This window comes from Mycobacterium sp. 852014-50255_SCH5639931, from assembly GCF_001665605.1.
Classification (GTDB): domain Bacteria; phylum Actinomycetota; class Actinomycetes; order Mycobacteriales; family Mycobacteriaceae; genus Mycobacterium; species Mycobacterium paraffinicum.
This window is the reverse complement of sequence record NZ_LZSV01000024.1, coordinates 111,140-129,194: the sequence shown is the minus strand read 5'-3', so window position 1 is coordinate 129,194 and position 18,055 is coordinate 111,140. Positions and strand designations below refer to the sequence as shown.

17 protein-coding genes and 1 pseudogene are annotated in these 18,055 nt (G+C 66.6%); 12 read left to right on the top strand and 6 right to left on the bottom strand.

Features of this window, described 5'->3' with window-relative positions:
* Positions 1-55 precede the first annotated feature (55 nt).
* The 3 genes from A5758_RS14680 to A5758_RS14670 are packed head-to-tail and all read left to right on the top strand — an operon-like array spanning position 56 to position 1,842.
* The gene (locus tag A5758_RS14680) at positions 56-865 is read left to right on the top strand and encodes an IclR family transcriptional regulator (protein WP_156622644.1); all 810 of its coding nucleotides are present in this window, start codon (positions 56-58) and stop codon (positions 863-865) included.
* Positions 866-875: 10 nt separating this feature from the next.
* Positions 876-1,223 (top strand): hypothetical protein, encoded by a 348-nt coding sequence (locus tag A5758_RS14675; RefSeq protein ID WP_067741062.1) that lies wholly within the window; start codon positions 876-878, stop codon positions 1,221-1,223.
* Complete coding sequence (locus A5758_RS14670; protein WP_067741059.1) at positions 1,216-1,842, top strand: Dabb family protein; 627 nt, start codon at positions 1,216-1,218, stop codon at positions 1,840-1,842. Before A5758_RS14675 ends, A5758_RS14670 begins: the two co-directional genes overlap by 8 nt.
* Before the next feature lie 26 nt (positions 1,843-1,868).
* On the opposite strand, the gene A5758_RS14665 is transcribed toward A5758_RS14670, so the two are convergent.
* Both A5758_RS14665 and A5758_RS14660 read right to left on the bottom strand, forming a co-directional pair.
* Positions 1,869-2,756, bottom strand: coding sequence for an SDR family NAD(P)-dependent oxidoreductase (locus A5758_RS14665; protein WP_067741055.1), 888 nt, complete (start codon positions 2,754-2,756; stop codon positions 1,869-1,871).
* Entirely contained in the window at positions 2,753-4,684 is a 1,932-nt protein-coding gene (locus tag A5758_RS14660; protein WP_067741050.1) for an NAD(P)/FAD-dependent oxidoreductase, read from the bottom strand. The genes A5758_RS14665 and A5758_RS14660 overlap by 4 nt, the downstream gene beginning before the upstream one ends.
* 102 nt (positions 4,685-4,786) lie before the next feature.
* Between A5758_RS14660 and A5758_RS14655 the strand changes: the two genes are divergently transcribed.
* The 7 genes and pseudogenes from A5758_RS14655 to A5758_RS14625 all read left to right on the top strand — a co-directional run bounded on the left by A5758_RS14655 (position 4,787) and on the right by A5758_RS14625 (position 12,080).
* Positions 4,787-6,373, top strand: a complete 1,587-nt coding sequence (locus tag A5758_RS14655) for an acyl-CoA synthetase (RefSeq protein WP_067741045.1) — start codon at positions 4,787-4,789, stop codon at positions 6,371-6,373.
* 25 nt (positions 6,374-6,398) lie between these two features.
* On the top strand, positions 6,399-7,538 hold the full coding sequence (locus A5758_RS14650; RefSeq protein WP_067209122.1) for an acyl-CoA dehydrogenase family protein: 1,140 nt from the start codon (positions 6,399-6,401) through the stop codon (positions 7,536-7,538).
* On the top strand, positions 7,535-8,560 hold the full coding sequence (locus A5758_RS14645) for an acyl-CoA dehydrogenase family protein (protein WP_067209126.1): 1,026 nt from the start codon (positions 7,535-7,537) through the stop codon (positions 8,558-8,560). The genes A5758_RS14650 and A5758_RS14645 overlap by 4 nt, the downstream gene beginning before the upstream one ends.
* Before the next feature lie 68 nt (positions 8,561-8,628).
* On the top strand, positions 8,629-9,108 hold the full coding sequence (locus tag A5758_RS14640; protein WP_067741042.1) for a nuclear transport factor 2 family protein: 480 nt from the start codon (positions 8,629-8,631) through the stop codon (positions 9,106-9,108).
* Positions 9,105-9,974 carry an SDR family NAD(P)-dependent oxidoreductase gene (locus A5758_RS14635; RefSeq protein ID WP_067741037.1) on the top strand — a complete coding sequence of 290 codons (870 nt, stop codon included), beginning with the start codon at positions 9,105-9,107 and terminating at the stop codon, positions 9,972-9,974. Before A5758_RS14640 ends, A5758_RS14635 begins: the two co-directional genes overlap by 4 nt.
* Position 9,975: 1 nt before the next feature.
* Positions 9,976-10,936, top strand: a pseudogene (locus tag A5758_RS14630) (alpha/beta hydrolase); the annotation flags it as partial.
* A 67-nt stretch (positions 10,937-11,003) separates the two neighbouring features.
* The gene (locus A5758_RS14625) at positions 11,004-12,080 is read left to right on the top strand and encodes a hypothetical protein (protein ID WP_067741026.1); all 1,077 of its coding nucleotides are present in this window, start codon (positions 11,004-11,006) and stop codon (positions 12,078-12,080) included.
* 86 nt (positions 12,081-12,166) lie between these two features.
* Here A5758_RS14625 and A5758_RS14620 read toward each other — a convergent pair whose 3' ends face one another.
* Both A5758_RS14620 and A5758_RS14615 read right to left on the bottom strand, forming a co-directional pair.
* Positions 12,167-12,457, bottom strand: coding sequence for a ferredoxin (locus A5758_RS14620; RefSeq protein WP_067209233.1), 291 nt, complete (start codon positions 12,455-12,457; stop codon positions 12,167-12,169).
* A 4-nt stretch (positions 12,458-12,461) separates the two neighbouring features.
* Entirely contained in the window at positions 12,462-13,592 is a 1,131-nt protein-coding gene (locus A5758_RS14615; protein WP_067741023.1) for a Rieske 2Fe-2S domain-containing protein, read from the bottom strand.
* Positions 13,593-13,694: 102 nt separating this feature from the next.
* Between A5758_RS14615 and A5758_RS14610 the strand changes: the two genes are divergently transcribed.
* Positions 13,695-15,404 (top strand): 3-ketosteroid-delta-1-dehydrogenase, encoded by a 1,710-nt coding sequence (locus A5758_RS14610; protein ID WP_082939699.1) that lies wholly within the window; start codon positions 13,695-13,697, stop codon positions 15,402-15,404.
* Here A5758_RS14610 and A5758_RS14605 read toward each other — a convergent pair.
* Positions 15,401-16,090, bottom strand: coding sequence for a PadR family transcriptional regulator (locus tag A5758_RS14605; protein ID WP_067209148.1), 690 nt, complete (start codon positions 16,088-16,090; stop codon positions 15,401-15,403). The two genes, A5758_RS14610 and A5758_RS14605, sit on opposite strands and share 4 nt — an antisense overlap.
* Positions 16,091-16,221: 131 nt before the next feature.
* On the opposite strand from A5758_RS14605, the gene A5758_RS14600 reads away from it, so the two are divergent.
* Positions 16,222-17,154, top strand: a complete 933-nt coding sequence (locus A5758_RS14600) for a TIGR03619 family F420-dependent LLM class oxidoreductase (RefSeq protein ID WP_067741019.1) — start codon at positions 16,222-16,224, stop codon at positions 17,152-17,154.
* Here the strand turns inward: A5758_RS14600 and A5758_RS14595 are convergent.
* Positions 17,147-17,983 carry a hypothetical protein gene (locus A5758_RS14595; protein ID WP_197503951.1) on the bottom strand — a complete coding sequence of 279 codons (837 nt, stop codon included), beginning with the start codon at positions 17,981-17,983 and terminating at the stop codon, positions 17,147-17,149. The genes A5758_RS14600 and A5758_RS14595 overlap by 8 nt on opposite strands.
* Positions 17,984-18,055: the final 72 nt, after the last annotated feature.

Below are 18,055 nucleotides of genomic sequence, written 5' to 3'. Positions count from 1 at the left end.
ATATATTCCTAATAGGAATATATCGGTCAGGCACATTGGAGGATCGATGTCAGGTATCGCCGAACCCGCCACCCCCACGGCCGTCATCGACCGCATATCGCTGGTTCTCGACGCATTCGAGGGTCCGGGGCGGCTCACCCTGGCGCAGATCGTCAGGCGCACCGGCCTGCCGCGCTCGTCGGCGCATCGGATGCTCGAACGCCTGGTGCAGCTGCGCTGGCTGCGCCGCAGCGGTCGCGACTACGAGTTGGGCATGCGACTCGTCGAACTCGGATCGCTCGCCGTGCATCAGGACCGGCTGGTGCGGGCGGCCGGCCCGTTGCTGGGTGAATTGCACCGCGCCACCGGCCTTGTCGTGCACCTGGCCGTGCTCGACGGCCCCGACGTTGTGTACCTGGACAAGATCGGTGACCAGAGAATCCCCACCCGGGTGGGTGGTCGCCAACCCGCCCACTGCACCGCAGTCGGCAAGGCGATCCTCGCCTATCGCGACGAGGATGCCGAAATCGATCTGCGGGTTCGGAAGACGAGATACTCGATCTCCAGCGGCACCCAGCTGGCCGTCGAGCTAGCCAAGGTGCGGGCCCACGGCGTCGCGTTCGAGCGCGAGGAGTCACTGCTCGGCTTCGGCTGCGTGGCGGCACCGATCGGCGGCCCGGGTGAGGCGGTGGCCGCCGTGTCGGTGTGCGGTCCAATGAACCGCATGATGTTCGACCAGCGACTGACGGCCCCGGTGCGCATGACCGCGATGGGCATCTGGCGCAACGTCGAAGACGGCCCGCAACGCGTCGCTCCAACCCTGCAGCCGCTGCGCCCGCTGCGTCCCGCAGGTCCGGCGACGCGGCCCGCCCTTCAGTACGCGTGAACGCTTGCACATGTCGGGCGGCCACGTCTTCGTGATCGACCGGGTGGTTACCCGGCCCGGCTGCGCTCGACGGTTCGTCGACGCCTACCTCGCCGAGTACGCCCCCGGCGCACGGGAGCGCGGAATGACGTTGCGCGATGTTCTGGTCAGCCCACCGATCTGGTTCGATGACGAAACCAACATCGTGACGATCACCTGGACGCTGCCCGACGTGCGGGCGTGGTGGGAGATGACGTGGAAGGGCAGGCCGGACCCGGCCCTCGGCGAATGGTGGTGCAACATAGCCGAACTCGTGCATGAGCGATCCCGATCGTTCGCCGCGGCCCCCGAGGACGTGGACCGACTTTGCGATGTTTAGCGTCACCAGGTTGTTAGACGTTGTCGAGGACGAACGCGACCGGATTCTCACCGCGTTGCGGGCGGCCGCCCGCAACGCCCGAGCGTTGCGCTGGGTGGTGCAGCCGACTTTGCCGGGGGCGCGTAACGGCGGAGACATCTTGCTGCACCTGAGGTTCGATGCCGAAGACCGGGCCGGCCTAGCCCTGAGGCGATTGACCCCTCTCCTCACCGACTTCGCAGTCACCCGGGTCAACGGTGCCAACTATCGGGGCAGGCCCGTTCGCCGCAGCGAAACCCCGGGCACGGTGTACCGCGCACTGTTACTTCGGGTGTCCCCCGACACGCCGGGCGCGATCGTCGCCCGCTTCGAGCACGAACTGTCATCGATGGCGCGTTATGTCTCGTCCATCCGCGCATGGCAGCTGAGCCGGGTGTCCGAGGGCGTCGGAACCTCCGCCTGGACCCACGTGTTCGAGCAAGAGTTCTCCGACGTCGACGGGCTGTTGGGGCCGTATTTGATGCATCCGATCCACTGGGCCGTCGTGGACCGCTGGTTCGACCCCGAGTGTCCCGACGTCATCATCCACGACCGCGTCTGCCACAGCTTCTGCGCCTGCGACGACCGGGTTCTCACCTGACCAAAGAGCGGCGTGGAGGCGGCGAGCTAGAGCCCCGCCGCCCGGATATTCGGGTTGGCCGTCGGCGGTGGCGGCAGCGGCGGCAGCACCGCGGTTCCATCCAGGCTGTGCACGGGCAGTTGCTGCGACCACGGAAAGTGCAGGCTGAACGCGACTAGCCCGGTGCGCTCGGCGGCGGGCAGGTGACACATCGCCAGCACGGTCTCGGCCAGGTATTCCACCGGCTCGGTCGGGAACCCATTCGGAATGAGCTGGGCCGCACCGGGAGTGCGGACGGCCGTCGATGGGCCTACGCAATTCACCGCGATGTTGGCATCGAGCAATTCGGCGGCGACGCCCTGGGTGAAGCGATGCAGCGCGGCCTTGCATGACGCGTAGATCACGTCGCCCGAGGTCTTGTTGTAGTCGCGATACGGTCGCACCGGGGCGACGCCGGTCACCGAGCCGATGTTGACGATCCAGCCTGCGCCCTGCTTGCGCATCTGCGGCACAGTCGCTTTCGTCAAGACGAACGGCGTGCGCAGGTAGTGCTCTACCGTGCGGTCGAACATTTCCAGACTCATGTCCTCCACGAGGGAGTAATCCGCGAAACCGGCGTTGTTGACCAGGATGTCGATGCGGCCGGCGCGGTCGAGCACCGCGTCGATCAGCCCGTCGCGCTGCGCGGCATCCTCGAGATTGGCCGCGACGGCGAATGCCTTCCCGCCGGCGGCCTCGATCAACTCGACCGTCTCGCCGACGGTGCCTGGAAGCGTGGTGCCCGCCCCACCGCGGATGGACGACGACACGGCGTGTGAACGGGCCGTGACTGCCACGGTGGCGCCTTCGGCAGCCAAGCGCTGGGCGATCGCCCGGCCGATCCCGCGGCTACTGCCGGTGACCAAAGCCGTCCTGCCGGAGAGCAACTCGCTCATCGCAACTCGAAATCGTCCTCAACGGGTGCACGGTGATCACGCCATACGTCGAGCAGCCGATATGGGAAGGCCGTCACGATCCGCCCGCCGCCCGACCGGTAGTACGTGTGCGCGGACGGGGTGTGACACCACACCGTGCCCTGCATCGTCGCGTCGATGTCGGCGACGTAGTCGTCGTAAGCGCGCTGCCTCACTTCGATCGTCGACGCCGCTCGCAGCGCCATGAGCTGCAGGCATTCCATGACGTAGTGCACCATCACCTCGACGCCGAAATTGTGGCCCGCGCCGTGTCCGGGGCTGTAGTTGGGTGCCGACGAGATGAACAAGTTGGGGAACCCGGGGACGGTCCCACCGCGGTAAGCCCGCGGTCGATTGCCCCACTCGTCGGCCAGCTTCTTGCCGTCTCGCCCCTGAATGTCGATGGTGGACAGGAAATCCAGATGGTAGCCGGTCGCGTAGACGATGACGTCCAAGTCGATCTGCCGGCCGTCGGACGTCACGATGCCCGCCTCGTTGACACGGGCCGGCTCGCTCGCTTCGACGTCGACGTGCTCGCGGGCCAGCGCCGCATAATATCCGCCGGGATCGCGGATGATCCGCTTGCCGTACGGCGCGAAGTCCGGCGTGACCTTGCGCGCGAGTTCGCTACCGGCGCCGAAGACGTCGTCGATGTACTTTAGGCATATCTGCAGCAGCGCGTCGTTGGCCGGTGAAACGGACAGATGGCCGCGCGCCCAGTCGGCGTCGTACAAGATCACGGGGTAGTTGTTGTCCGCGGTTCCCCAATAGGATTTGAGACGAATCCAATTGGCGTAGAACGGCAACCGGGTACCCAGCCATCGCTGATAGTCGGGCACCTCGTCGGTCAGCCGCCGCCGCGGCGCCACCCAGTGCGGCTGGCGCTGGAACACCGTCAGGTGTGACACCTGGTCGACGCACGCGTCGACGATCTGCACCGCGGTGCATCCCGCACCGATGATGGCAACCCGCTTGCCGGTCAGATCTAGACCGGGATCCCATTGCGCCGAATGGACTTCGACTCCGGCGAAAGTCCCCCTTCCATTCAGTTGCGGCCAGCGTGGCCGGTTGAGGTAGCCGGCGGCGGGGATCACCACATTGGCGTAGCTGATCTCACGGGCACCGCCGGGACCCAGCGCACTGATCTGCCACTGATGACGCTCGTCGTCCCACCGAAGGGCTTCGATTTCGGTACCGAAGCGGGTGCGTTGCCGCAGTTCGTACTTGTCGGCCACCGACACCAGATATGTCTGATACTCCGGCCCCATCGGGTAATAGCTGGACCAGTCGCCGTTGATGTCGCGCGACAACGAGTAGTACGCCGAGGGGGTGTCCACACCGATTCCGGGATAGGTGGTCGTGTACCAGGTTCCGCCTACCTCGTCATGACGGTCGAAAATCTGGTAGTTCACGCCGGCGTCGGCCAACTCCAACGCGGCGGTCAATCCCGCAATACCGGCGCCGATGATCGCCACCCGGAAGTCGTCGGGGAGCTTCGCGGTGCGGGGCAGCACCGGCTGCGGCGGCTGGAATCCGCCCTGCTCCAACAGCAGCGGGATGTACTCGGGGTCGATCGTTCCGCCGAGTGCGACCGGCGCGATCCGCGCGAACAGGTCGGGGTCGTCGGCACCGGCAGCGTGAAAAGACCGGGGCAGCTGCAGCGCGCTGACCACTGCCTCGACGATGGCCGCCCTCGTCTCCGGGTCGGTAGTGCCCGCCTGCTCTGGCGGGTCGGGCACGTGGGTGATCTTCGGCGCGAAGCGGTCGACCACCCCTGCGTCACCGGTGAGTTGCGTCAGCACCGCGACGAGCACGCCGGGGTCGGCCCGAACCAGGTTGGCCCGCAGTTCGTCGCGATCCACGCCCACGCGCCCGGTGCGGTCGGCTCTCGCGGTTGCGCCAGTGCTCATGACGCCGAGTATCGCCGCCGCCCACCGCTATCGGGCAGCCCTTGTCTACTCAGCGGGACACCGGCAACAAATCGTCGATTGTCGGCGCCTACGGTGGCCCGCATGCAGTTGGGCGACCTTGACGTCACCGTCGTGCGCGCACGCAGTCATGCGCTCGGCGATATCCCCCGCCGGCCTGCGCGCAGGCACCCGGACAAGATCGCGATTGTCGACGGTGATGTCGTGCTGAGTTTCGCCGAGTTCGAGAACCTGGTGGACCGCGCGGCGGCGGCGTTGGGCGACAACGGTTTTAGAGCCGGCGAGCGACTGGCGCTCTTGTCGCACAACTGCTGGCAATACGCCGTACTGGTATTCGCTGCTGCCCGGGCTGGGGTCGTCCTCGTCCCGGTCAACTTCATGCTCACCGCCGAGGAGGTCTCCTACATCCTCGGCCATAGTGGCGCACGAGGATTCATCGTCGAAGCGGCGTTGACACCCACCGCCGACCAAGCCATGCGACTGGGCGGATCGGTAACGACGAAGGCGGCGCTGCTGCCACCCGGGCAGTCCGCCCCGGCTGGCTGGCCCGACTTCGCCGAGTGGCTGAGCACTACATCGACGGCCCCACGCCCCCATATCCACGACGACCAACTACTGCGCCTGATGTACACCAGCGGCACCGAATCGCGACCCAAGGGCGCCATGCACACCAGCCGAAGCCTGATGTGGAACTACATCAGCACGATCCTGGCCGGCGACATGTCCGCCGACGATGTCGAGATCCATTCCCTGCCGCTCTACCACTGCGCACAACTCGACAATTTCCTGGCCACCGATGTCTATCTCGGCGCTACCAGCATCATCCTGCCGCGGCCGGATCCCGAACTCGTCCTGCGCACTGTCGAGCGCTACGCCGTCACCAACTATTTCGCCCCACCGACGGTCTGGATCTCGTTGCTGCGATCACCCGTCTTCGACACCGTCGACCTGTCCAGCCTGCGCAAAGGGTATTACGGCGCCTCGGCGATGCCAGTCGAGATCCTCAGCGAGATTCGGGAGCGCCTGCCGCGCCTGAGGTTGTGGAACTTCTACGGCCAGACCGAAATGGCGCCGCTGGCCTCCGCGCTCGGCCCCGACGAACAGGACGCGCACGCAGGTTCGGCGGGGCGTCCGGTCGCTAACGTGGAGACCGCGATCCTGGATGACGACGGCGCCCCGCTTGCCCCGGGCGTCGTCGGTGAAATCGCCCATCGCAGCCCGCATTTGATGCTGGGCTACCTGGACGACCCACAGAAGACAGCCGAGGCCTTCCGGGGCGGATGGTTCCACTCCGGCGACCTCGGCTACTACGACGAGCGCGGGCTGCTTCATGTCGTGGACCGCAAGAAGGACATGATCAAGACCGGCGGGGAAAACGTCGCAAGCCGGGAAGTCGAAGAAGTCATTTACCGACACAGCGGCGTAGAAGAAGTCGCGGTGTTCGGCCTGACCCACCCGGTTTGGGTCGAGGCCGTCGTCGCGGCGGTGGTGCTGCGCGACGGCGTCGACCTCGCCGAGGGCGACATACTCGCGCACTGTCGCGCGCACCTGGCCGGGTTCAAGACACCCAAGCGAATCTTCTTCGTCGATTCCCTACCGAAGAACCCCAGCGGCAAGCTGCTAAAACGCATGCTGCGCGAGCGATTCAGCCCGGGATCAGCTGATCGGTGAAACGCGCAGGGTGGAAGATACGGTGATGGCGTTCTCCCGGTTGGTGCCCCCTACCTCAATCGACCCGTTGTCGACGCAGGGCCTTCGCGACGAGGTGCGGCAGTTCCTCGACGACCAACGGGCGGCCGGGGCGTTCACCCCGTCGGTGGACGCCTGGCTGTCGGGATGGGATGAAAACTTCACCGCCGCGCTCGCGGCGCGCGGCTGGTTGGGAATGACGGTGCCCGTCGAATATGGCGGCCACGGACGTTCGTTCCTGGAGCGGTTCGCCGTCACCGAGGAGCTGCTCGCCGCAGGCGCCCCCGTCGCTGCGCACTGGATCGCCGACCGGCAGATCGTGCCGTCATTGCTGAAATACGGAACAGAGTCACAGAAGTTGGCTTTCCTGCCGCGGATCGTGCGCGGCGAGTGCTTCTTCGCCATCGGCATGAGCGAGCCGGAGTCCGGCTCCGACCTGGCCAGCGTGCGCACCAGGGCGCTGCGCATCGACGGAGGCTGGTCGCTGACCGGCACCAAGGTTTGGACGTCGGGCGCACACCTCGCGCACGCATTCATCGTGCTCGCCCGAACAGCGCCACTGGATCCAGAGCACCGGCACGCCGGACTGAGCCAGTTCATCGTCGACCTGCGCGGGCCCGGGGTCGACGTGCGCCCGATCGTCTCGATGAACGGCGCCCACCACTTCAACGAGGTGGTACTCGACGAGGCGTTCGTCCCCGACGACATGGTGTTCGGCGCAATCGGTGACGGCTGGCGGCAGGTGACTTCCGAGCTGAGCTTCGAGCGGAGCGGACCCGAGCGTTACCTGTCGACCTTCGTGCTGCTGGCCGCCTGCGCCGACCGGATGGCGGCGAATGCCATTCCCCGCAACGCGGAGCTGGGGAGGCTCGTTGCGCGGGTCACCGGTCTGCACCACATGTCCACCGCGGTTGCCGGCGCGTTGGAACGGCGCGAGCCGGCCGACATCCCCGCCGCCTTGGTCAAGGTGCTCGGCACCACCACCGAAGGCGACATCGCCGAGTTCGCCGACCTGCAGGACTTCCCCGATCGGATCTTCGCGGAGTTGGTGCGTGCCGCCGTGGACCAGCGCCCGGGGTTTACTCTGCGCGGCGGCACCAATGAGGTGCTTCGCGGAGTCGTCGCCCGCGGATTGGGGCTGCGGTGAGCGCCTGGCCGTCCGTCGACGAAGCCCTGGCCGACATGATGGGTGCCGTCTTTGCCGGTCGCCGCGAAAAGCTCGTGGGCGAAAAGCTCGTCGAGCGGGGCTCTGACCTGTGGCACCAGCTCGCTGAGCTCGGTCTGCTGCGCCTCACCGGTGCGGTCGAGCACGGCGGCAGCGGGGCTGGGTGGTACGAGGCGGCCGAACTCCTGAAGGCGGCGGTGCGCAGCGGTATTCGGATCCCGCTGGCGGAGCACGACTTGTTGGCATGCTGGCTCCTGGAGGCCTGCGGGTCGGCCGCCGACGGCGCGGCGCGGACGGTCTGCGTGGTCGACACGCATGGCGTCGCGACGCACGTGCCGTGGGCGAGCGCGGCCGAACGGGTGGTGGTCGTATGGCGCGCCGACGGGCAATATCGCGTCGCCGACGTTGCAGCCGAGACGCTCACCATCACCCCCGGCGCCAATTTGATCGGTGAACCACGCGACACCGTGGCTGCCGAGCTCTCCGGCTTGCAGGGAACGCCCATCGGCCCGGCCCTGGTCAGCCAGCTGCGGCTGAAGTCGGGGTTGGTGCGGGCGATCCAGGTGTGTGCCGCCCTGGACGAAATACTGCAACTCTGCATCGAGCACGTCACCTCACGAACCCAGTTCGGACGCCCGTTGTCGAAATTTCAAGGCGTTCAGCACCTGGTCTCCGACGTTGCCGCCGAGGCCGCGCTCGCCAGGGCCGCAACCGAGGCGGCGTTGACGGCCGGCGTCACGGCAGAGTGGGCGAGCCCGACCCTGGAATTCCTTGTGGCCGCGGCGCGTTCGTGTGCGGGCCACGCGACATCCGTCGTGGTGAGAAACGCCCACCAAGTGCACGGCGCCATCGGCACCACCCGTGAGCACCGCCTGCATGAATTCACCAGGGCCGCGCTCGCGTGGCGATCGGAGTTCGGTTCGATGCGCTACTGGGACGACGTCATCACCGACGCTGCAATGCACGCGAGCGCCGGGGGCTTGTGGAGCCTCATTACCGAGTGACGGACGGTGTTCCACTCATCGGGCAGTCGCCGTGCCGCCGAGGCCACAGTGGAGTTTCATTCGATGCCATGAGCAACGACATCCCGCTGTCGGAACTGCAGGAGTTCATCGGCGAGTTCTGGTACCACTACGACGAGGCCCACTACGACGAGCTGGCGGTTAGATACGCCCATGACGTGCGCTACGTGACGAGAAGCGACTCGGGCGCAAGTCCTTTCGAGGACCTCATGTCGCCCGAGCTCAACGGCCGAGACGCGGTGATCGAGTGGTTGTCCCAGCATCGCAAGCAAAGCCCGTACCCATTGCGTCACCACGCCACCAACGTCCACCGCACCGGCGCCGACGGTGACGTCACCCGCGCGCGGTTCTACATCCTGGTGAACCAAATCGCTAATTTCGTGCCGTTCGCGGTCTCCAGCGGGGTTGTCAACGTCGCCGTCCGACGCGGCGACAATGGGCTGCAATTCACCGAGATGGACGTCGTCCTCGATGCGACCAACTCGGTCCTGCTGGCGGACCTGCACGCCGACAGCACCGCCCCGTCATGACCGCCCGCGGCGTATTCTCCGGTGGCGTCGCCGTCATCACCGGGGCTGGATCCGGGATCGGTGCCGGTTTGGCGCGGCACGCCCACCGGTTGGGCATGACCGTGGTGCTCGCCGACATCGACGCCGACGGCATCGCCGCGCTGCGCGACGAACTGTGCGCGGCCAGCGGCACGGCCGTCGACATCACCTGCAACGTGCGTGATCCCGAGGCGGTGCAGGGCCTCGCGGACCGGGTTTACCGCGACTTCGGCGCGGTGCGACTGTTGGTGAACAACGCGGGCATCGAACAGTTCGGCTATCTGTGGGATACGCCGGTGACCAACTGGCAGCGCGTCGTCGACGTCAACATCAGCGGAGTCTTCTACGGCGTGCGGGCATTTCTGCCAAAAATGATGGCCGTCGACGAGCAAGCGTGGGTGTGGAACGTTGCGTCAGTCGGCGCCGTGGTCACAATGCCGTTGCAGACGCCCTACATCGTGAGCAAGCACGCTGTGCTCGCCATGACCGAATGCCTGTGCGCTGAGGTGCAATTGGCGGGACACGACCACCACATACATGTGCAGGCGGTGTTGCCCGGGCCGGTGGTGTCCAATATCTTCGAATCCGCGGGGGGTGTCGATGCCACGGAGACGGCTGACGTCGGCGCCGCCGAGACGCACCGCGAGGCCATGCTGGATATCAAAGCGGTGGCTATGGACCCATTGACGGCCGCCGAAACACTATTCGAACAGGCCGCCGAGGGCCGCTTCTACCTGCTCACCCATCCGGAGGTCGGGTCGGCGATGGCGGAGCGCGCGGAAGTGCTTGCCACGCAACGACGGCCGGTACTGCGCACGGAACGCCGGTTCATTGCCGAACAGCTCTGACATGGGGTCCTCCGAGCTGGACCCCGATGCCGCCGCCCGCATCGCTTCGTTCGGTGACGTCCCACCGATGCGCCAGCGCGGGCTCGCGGCCGTGCGCGCCGGGCTCGAATCCGCGCCACCGCCCGAGTCAATGGCCGAGATGGCCGCCGTCACGGAGGTAGCCATCCCCGGTCCCGCGGGCGACATGCCGGCACGGGTCTACCGCCCCGACACCGAGGGTGGCGGACCCGTGCTGGTGTATTTGCACGGTGGCGGGCTCGTGATGGGGTCGAACCGCTCGTTCGAGCCCCTGGCGCGTGAGCTGGCTGCGGCGTCGGCAGCCACCGTCGTAGCGGTCGACTACCGCCTGGCCCCGGAGTGGCCGCCGCCCGCGCAGTTCGACGATGCGTACGCCGCGACGGAATGGGTGTCACGCAATGCCCGTCATCTACGGGTCGACCCCGAACGACTCGGGGTGATCGGCGACAGTGCTGGTGGCGCGCTCGCGGCCGGCGTTGCGCTCGCCGCGCGTGCTCGCGGCGGTCCGCCGATCTGCGCGCAGGTGTTGCTATATCCGGGCCTGGACCGCGACATGGCGGCTCCTTCCCTCACCTCCTTGGCCGACGCCCCGATGCTCACCCGCGATGACATCGACTTCATGCACTCCCTGGTCGACGGCGATGCGGGTGCGCCCAGCAGCCCATACCTGGTTCCCGCCTACGCATCCGAGCTTGGCGGCCTCCCTGCGGCCATCGTCGTCACCGCGGAGTGCGACCCGATCCGGGATTGGGGTGAGCGGTATGCGACACGGCTGCGGGACGCCGGCGTGCAGACCACCCTGACCCGTTATCCCGGGATGTGCCACGGATTTCTGATGCGTTCCGATGCGACGGCGCGGGGCCGGCTGGCCATGGCCGAGATCGGCGCGCTACTGCGGGCGAAGTTCGGCCATCCGGTCCGGTTTTGACGTCCCGGTGACCGGGCTGCCGCCCCGCTTATCGCAACCGCGCTGCCCACAATCAGACCACGAACTGCAAAAGGAGACAGCTGATGCTCACCGACGACCGGCGGATGGAGCTTTCCGACGTGTTGCGGCCGGCCGCGCCGCCGCGCGAGGTCGACAACGTCTATACGGACGATCAGCGCGAACGCCTGCTCGACGTGGTACGCACGGAGGGGCCGTGGCGGTTGATCATTGCGCAACACTTCGCGTCCCCCGACGAGCTGATCGCCACCATGAGCGGCCTCTTCCCAGAGGGCTTCACCCCATCGCTCGACCTGTTCCTGACCCCGACCTTCCGCGGCTACCTCGCCAATTACGGCGCGGTGCTCTACCCACAGCTGCACGACTGCTTTTACAACGCGCAGTTCCTCGAGATGGCCAAAAGCTATTGGAACGCCCCGTACGCCAAACCACAGCTGATGCTGTTCAATATCAACGGGCCCTGCGCCAACCGCGACCCGGGACATTTGGACTCGCCGAGCTTTCGCGGCGTGCGTCACGAGAACGCGCCGACCTGGCTCACCAGCGTGATGGGTAAGTCCGGCCTTTTCGGCGACTACCTGATCAAAATGGCGCAGGTGATCACTTGGTTCTCGCTCGACCCCGGGAGCGGATTCACCTACTGGCCCGACGGGCCGCTCAAGGCCCCCAAACGCGTTTTGCCGCCGATCAATAACCGTGGCGTGGTGGTGCAGAACGAAATGATGGTGCATCGCGGCGAAGCGAATGGACCACTCGAGCAACAAGTTCCGGCCGGATTATCCTTCGACACCGTCTTTTCCGGTGACCCCGGTGACCGGGATCAGTGGTTGCTCAAGAACGGCGACGAGGTGATCGCCCGCCACCAAACCGACCAACTGCGGTTCCTGGTGCACTGGTCCGCCGAGGTGTTCACCGACCACGACGAGCTGAAGAAGAACATGGAGGGCTCGCACGACCTGACCATCGAGAAGGCCATTGACATCATGGTCGACGACCTCAACGGCAGGGGCATCAAGCTTGACATTCCCAGTGAACCATTGCACGACCCGGCGTTCATCAGCGCGCTTAACGCCGGCTACGACCTGGGCGGCCCCGCCGTCTACCCCGAAGAGGCGCCCATCAGCGCATTCCAGCTCGCCTGATGGGATCACCTCACCGCCGAGCGTCGACTCGTCTGCACGGAAACGCCTTCAAAGCCAACATAATTCGGCAGTCGGCGGAATAAGGGTCAAGCAGTTTCGTCGACGACGGCCAAACCGCCACGCCGCACGGCTTCGAGCATCGACTCCTGCAACGCCGAACACGCCAGGAACACGCCACGACCGCCGGGCGTGGCGATACTCTGCGCTTCGGCACGCTCGACGCACCGGGCCGTCGCATCGGCGTTCCACTGCACGCTGGTCTGATTCCAGCTACTTTTGCGAGCAAGTACCTGCGCCCCGCACCTGCGGCACCCCACTGGGCGCATCGGCATCTCGTCGAGGCGATTGTCTTGCCGCACAGACGAATCGAGCGACATCACGCTAGCCAGCGCCCTGCGCGGCCATGTTGGCCTCGACCTCTTTCATCCACGCCTCGTGGGGCCGGGTGGTGTCGAGCTCGAACTCGAAGCGGTCCACCATATCCGGTTGGACATCGGTGGCGTCGACGTAGAACTGCTGGTACCAGCGACGTAACTGGTAGACCGGCCCGTCCTCCTCGACGAGAAGCGGGTTGTCGATGCGCGCCTTGTGCCGCCAGATCTGCACGTCCTGCTCGAAGCCGATCTTGACGAAGTCACCCAGGCTGATCGCGGTCTTCAGCGCCTCATCGCCGGGCAACTTGTCCGACTTCTTGACGATGATGCCGTATTGCAGCACAAAGGAATTCGAGTCGATCGGGTAATGGCAGTTGATCAGGATCGTCTTGGCGTCGCCGTCCGTGTAGTGGTAGGTCAGGTCGTCGATCATGAAGGACGGCCCGTAGTAGGACGCCACCGACGTGGTCCCCAGCATCGTGGTCCCCTCGGGGCTACCGATGTCGGGACGACTCCCACCGTTCATGTACTGCGTGGCCACGTGCCCCTCGAAGATGTTCTTGAAATACGTGGGTAACGAGCCGTGTATGTAGAAGAAGTGGGCCATGTCCACCACGTTGTCGATGATCTCGCGACAGTTGCTGTGCACGACCGTGGTGTACCAGTGCCAGTCGGTCCACTCGTCGCTGGTGGCACCCTCGATGCGCGGGATCGTGACCTCCGCGGGCGGCGGTTTGCGCTCCGGGTCGTTCCACACGAACAACATCCCGTCCTGCTGCAGCGTGGTCCACGCCGCAGTGCGCGCCAGCTTCGGCGTGCGCCGGCTGTAGGGCACCTGCTTGCACCGCCCGTCACCGCCCCAGCGCCAGTCGTGGAACGGGCAGGCGATCTCGTCGCCCTTGACTTCGCCCTGCGAGAGATCACCGCCCATGTGCCGGCAGAAGGCGTCAAGGACGTTGATGGTGCCGTTCGCGCTGCGGAAGACAACGAGCTTTTGTCCGAAGGCGTTGATCGCGTGCGGCTTGCCATCACCGAAATCCCGAATCAGGCCCAGGCAGTGCCAGCCGCGCGCGAACCGCGTCGGCACGGCCTGCGCTTCAATCTGCCGAACTTCGTCGACCTCGGACTGCGTCGTCATAGGGAAGATTAAACTCCCGTCGCGCCGTTTGCGGGGCCGCTTGTTCCCACTGATCAGGACGGCTCTTCCGTTGTCGGGCGGCCTGGGCATACGGTTTTGCGCGTGAACCCCCAGAGCGCGACGATCCCCGCCGGGCTTCCCGTGGCCGATGTGGCGGTCGACCTGCTGGTGGTCGGGTCCGGGACCGGCATGGCCGCGGCACTGGCCGCCCGCGAACTCGGGCTGTCGGTGCTGATCGTGGAGAAGTCGTCGTACGTGGGCGGGTCGACAGCCCGGTCGGGCGGCGCATTGTGGCTACCCGTCAGTCCCGTGCTGCGAGATGCCGGCGCCGGAGACTCCCCCGAGCGCGCCGCCGCGTATTTGGACTCGGTGGTGGCGGGTTCGGCCCCGGCGCAGCGATCGGCCGAATTCGTGGCTCATGTCGCGGCGACGGTCGACATGCTGCGCCGCACTACCCCGCTGCGGCTGTTCTGGGCCCGTGACTACTCCGACTACCACCCCGAGGAGCCGGGTGGCAGCGCGGCGGGCCGGACGTGCGAATGCCACCCGTTCGACACATCGATCCTCGGCCGGTACCGCACGCGGTTGCGGCCCGGCGTGCTCGAGGCCGGCGTCTCGATACCGACGACGGGCGCCGACTACCGGTGGATGAACCTCGTGGCCCGGGTGCCGCGCAAGGGCATTCCCACGTTCGGCAAGCGGGTGGCGCAGGGCTTCGGCGGGAGGATTATCGGTCGGCGCTACGCCGCGGGCGGCCAGGGTCTGATGGCCGGGCTGTTTGCGGGGGTGCTGCGCGCCGGTATCCCGGTGTGGACCGGTTGCCCGCTCGTGCGCCTGGACGGCGACGGGGAGCGGGTGACTGGCGCGGTCGTCGACTATGACGGGCTGGAGGTGACGATCACCGCCCGGCGAGGAGTGGTGCTGGCAACCGGCGGTTTCGACCACAGCATGGACATGAGGTGGAAGTTTCAGTCCGAGTCGCTGGGCGCCAATCTGAGCCTGGGTGCCCAATCCAATACGGGCGACGGCATTCGTGCGGGGCAGGAATTCGGCGCCGATACTGCTTTGATGGATCAAGCCTGGTGGTTTCCCGCCATCGCGCCCCTGCCGGGCAAGGCGCCGGCGGTAATGCTGGCGGAACGTTCACTGCCTGGAAGTCTCATCGTCGACCAAAACGGCCACCGATTCGCGAACGAGTCCGCGGATTACATGTCGTTCGGCCAGCGGTTGCTCGAGCTGGAGCGGTCGGGCAGCCCCGTGGACGCGATGTGGATCGTCTTCGACCAGCAGTACCGCAACAGCTATGTCTTTGGCGCCGAACTGTTCCCGCGCATGCGCATCCCGCAAGCCTGGTACGACGCGGGAATCGCGGTGCGGGCGGACAACCTCGGCGAGCTGGGTGCCCGGATGAACGTTCCGGTGCCAGAATTCTGCGAGACGATGACTTACTTCAACCAAAACGCCGCTGTCGGTGAGGATCCCGACTTCGGCCGAGGGCGCAGCGCCTACGACCGCTATTACGGCGACCCGACGATCAAGCCGAACCCGAATCTGCGCCCGTTGGCCAAGGGCCCGTTCTACGCCGTGAAGATGGTGCTCAGCGACCTCGGCACGTGCGGCGGGCTCAAGGCCGACGAGCGCGCACGGGTGCTCCGCGAGGATGGAAGCGTGATCGCCGGCCTGTATGCAATCGGCAACACCGCCGCCAACGCGTTCGGCACGACGTACCCGGGCGCGGGCGCGACGATCGCGCAGGGCCTGGTGTACGGCTACATCGCGGCCCGCGACGCGGCGCGGGACGCGACGGGCTAGTCCGCTTTGCGTTTGGCCTCGACCTGCTTCTCGACCTCACGCCAGTAGCCGGGCATCGGGCGCGGCTGCCCGAAGCCCCCCTTGGTCGCCTTCTTCAGGATGGCGTCCGCCTCGTCGATGTCCTTCATCAGTTCGAGCGCGAACTCGCGCTCGGCCGCGTAGTACTTGGCCGCCCAGCGCAGCGCGATCACCGAATACGCCCATGCGGGTTGGGCCTCGGCGCCGTCGGCGTCCTCAACCGCTTTGCGGTGCCTGGCTTCGGCGTAGGCGACGTGTTCCTGCAGCAGCTCCTTGAGCCGCGCCGGGTTGCTGAGGTGACCAAACGTCACCCGCAACAGGACGCTGTGCTTGAGCACCGGGGGGTCCACCGGGGCGTTGTTGGTCCAGTCGGTGACAGCGGCCATCCCGGCTGGCGTGATCTTATAGAGTCGGCGGCTGCGCGTACCCTCGTCGTGCTCAACGCGTGAGGTCACCAAGCCCAGCCCCTCGAGCTTCTTCAGCTCGGTGTAAATCTGGCTGTAAGACGGACTCCAGTAGTAGAGATCGACGCTCCAGTCGATCCACTTTTTCAGGTCGTAGCCGGAGACCTCCTCCTCGTAGGACATCATGCCCAGCAGCGCCCAACTCGTGGCGGCAAGCGCCGCCTTCGACTTGTTTTCGCCGGTAGGGTCCGGTTCGGAGTCCACGACGCAAGGTTAACAACCCGGGACGAGGATCTGTTTGACGCGGACCGCTAGGCGGGATGCAGTGTGCTGGGCGATGGTCTCAGGGAGACAGCCGGTCCCCGGAGATGCGTGATGGCTTTGGAGGAAACAACATGAAGTTCGCGTTCCCCCTTCCGCACATGGTGCGCCTGCCGGCGATGACGCAACCCTGGGAAGCGGCGGTCACGGGGCCGGACCAGACCCGCATGATCAAATGCGCCGATCGGTGGGGCTACGACATGATCGCCGTCCCCGAGCATCTCGTCATCCCCACCGAGCACGTCGAGCTTTCCGGGCCGCACTACCTGCACTCGACGGCCGCCCAGGCCTACATCGCCGGTGCGACCGAGCGGGTCGCGATCAACTCCTGCGTCACCATCCTGCCGTTGCACCGGCCGATCGCCCTGGCCAAGGCGCTGGCCACCGCGGACTGGATGAGCGGGGGCCGGATGATGGTCACCTTCGGGGTCGGCTGGCTGGCAAGGGAATTCGAGCTCCTCGGAGTGCCCTTCGGCGAGCGGGGCCGCATCGCCGACGAATACCTCGCGGCCATCGTGGAGCTGTGGACCAGTGACACCCCGCGATTCGACGGCCGCTACGTGTCGTTCGACGGCATCGCGTTCGAACCGAAACCGGTTCAAAAGCCCCACCTTCCGGTCTGGATCGGCGGCGACGCCGATGCGGCGCTGCGCAGGGCGGCCAAGTACGCGTCCGGCTGGTGGCCGTTCCTGACGCCGCCCGAGCGGATCGCCGAAAGGCTCGACTACCTCAAATCCCAGCCGTCTTATGACGGCCGGCCGTTCGAGGTGATGCACGGGCTGAGCACCAACCGGGTCGGCGAAGGACACGTCGCCCGCGACGACCCGGCCGAACGGCCCGGCATGAGCGCCGACGAGATCGTCGACCGGTTGGCCTGGCTCGCCGAGCAGGGCGTGACGGTCAGCGCCGTGCCCATCCCCGCCGTCGGCGGCGTCGACGAATACCTCGACTACGCGCAGTGGGTGATCGAGGAAATCAAGCCCAAGGTGCCGGGACCGATCACCTGATCGTCAACCCGCGCTTGCGAACCCACAACACCGCGGCGACGGTGCCTGCGATCCAGACGGCCACGGCAACAGCCAGGTGCACGAAGCTCTTGGTGTCCCGACCGAACACCGGCCAGATCATCGCGGGCAGCTTGGTCCAGAGCACCTTGTGCTCGACCCCGTTCATCGGGTCGGCGACGTAGTACAGCGCGTACGGCAGGGTCAGCACCGTCAGCCAGCTGCCGGTGCGGCGCCGATCGCCGCGCTGCCGCCATCGCCGAATCAGCGGCTCGACGCTGACCGGATGCAGCACCGAGATCACGTTGCCCACCCCCAGCCAGGACACGATGGGCACGGCGACGGTGGGGATCGTGATCCCCAGCCGCCCAGGCGTTTCCAGGCACAGCGTCAACACCATGGCCGCCAGCAAGGTGGGCAGCCCGACGATCGCAAGCAGGGCAAGGTTTTTGATCAGCAGGATTCGCCAGAACGGCACGCCGTCGGACAGGCCGGCCAGGACGCGATAGTGATCGGCGCCGAACAGGTTGGTGGTGGTGACGTCGGCCAGCACCCACGATGAAAAATAGGTGCCAATCAAAATCACCCAGTCGGTGTGGTGGCGGCCGATGGTCAGCGGCTGCACCAGCAGCCACGCCGCGGCGAAGATGATGTTGGCGACCACGCCCATCAGCCACGTGCGGGGCGCGGTGAACGCCCACCGGATCTCCGCGAGCACCGCCGCCCCCAGGGCCGGCTTCGCGAAGTCCTTGGCGGCCCGCCGGGCAGCGGCCGGGCGCGGGGCCGACGCGCGCACGGCGGCGTGCAACGCGGCACGCGCGCGCGGGTGCATCGGCCGCTGCAACTCGGTGGCGATCAACTGACGTGCTCCTGGCAATCGGTCGATCAGTGCGTGGTCGGAAAC

What these genes read in the sequence shown, in the direction of transcription:
- A5758_RS14650 (WP_067209122.1), top strand. Translation starts at nt 6,399, where the DNA reads ATGGCGTTCTCCCGGTTGGTGCCCCCTACCTCAATCGACCCGTTGTCG.
- A5758_RS14660 (WP_067741050.1), bottom strand. Translation starts at nt 4,684, where the DNA reads ATGAGCACTGGCGCAACCGCGAGAGCCGACCGCACCGGGCGCGTGGGC.
- A5758_RS14665 (WP_067741055.1), bottom strand. Translation starts at nt 2,756, where the DNA reads ATGAGCGAGTTGCTCTCCGGCAGGACGGCTTTGGTCACCGGCAGTAGC.
- A5758_RS14670 (WP_067741059.1), top strand. Translation starts at nt 1,216, where the DNA reads ATGTTTAGCGTCACCAGGTTGTTAGACGTTGTCGAGGACGAACGCGAC.
- A5758_RS14595 (WP_197503951.1), bottom strand. Translation starts at nt 17,983, where the DNA reads ATGCACCCGCGCGCGCGTGCCGCGTTGCACGCCGCCGTGCGCGCGTCG.
- A5758_RS14625 (WP_067741026.1), top strand. Translation starts at nt 11,004, where the DNA reads ATGCTCACCGACGACCGGCGGATGGAGCTTTCCGACGTGTTGCGGCCG.
- A5758_RS14620 (WP_067209233.1), bottom strand. Translation starts at nt 12,457, where the DNA reads ATGTCGCTCGATTCGTCTGTGCGGCAAGACAATCGCCTCGACGAGATG.
- A5758_RS14600 (WP_067741019.1), top strand. Translation starts at nt 16,222, where the DNA reads ATGAAGTTCGCGTTCCCCCTTCCGCACATGGTGCGCCTGCCGGCGATG.
- A5758_RS14635 (WP_067741037.1), top strand. Translation starts at nt 9,105, where the DNA reads ATGACCGCCCGCGGCGTATTCTCCGGTGGCGTCGCCGTCATCACCGGG.
- A5758_RS14640 (WP_067741042.1), top strand. Translation starts at nt 8,629, where the DNA reads ATGAGCAACGACATCCCGCTGTCGGAACTGCAGGAGTTCATCGGCGAG.
- A5758_RS14615 (WP_067741023.1), bottom strand. Translation starts at nt 13,592, where the DNA reads ATGACGACGCAGTCCGAGGTCGACGAAGTTCGGCAGATTGAAGCGCAG.
- A5758_RS14675 (WP_067741062.1), top strand. Translation starts at nt 876, where the DNA reads ATGTCGGGCGGCCACGTCTTCGTGATCGACCGGGTGGTTACCCGGCCC.
- A5758_RS14655 (WP_067741045.1), top strand. Translation starts at nt 4,787, where the DNA reads ATGCAGTTGGGCGACCTTGACGTCACCGTCGTGCGCGCACGCAGTCAT.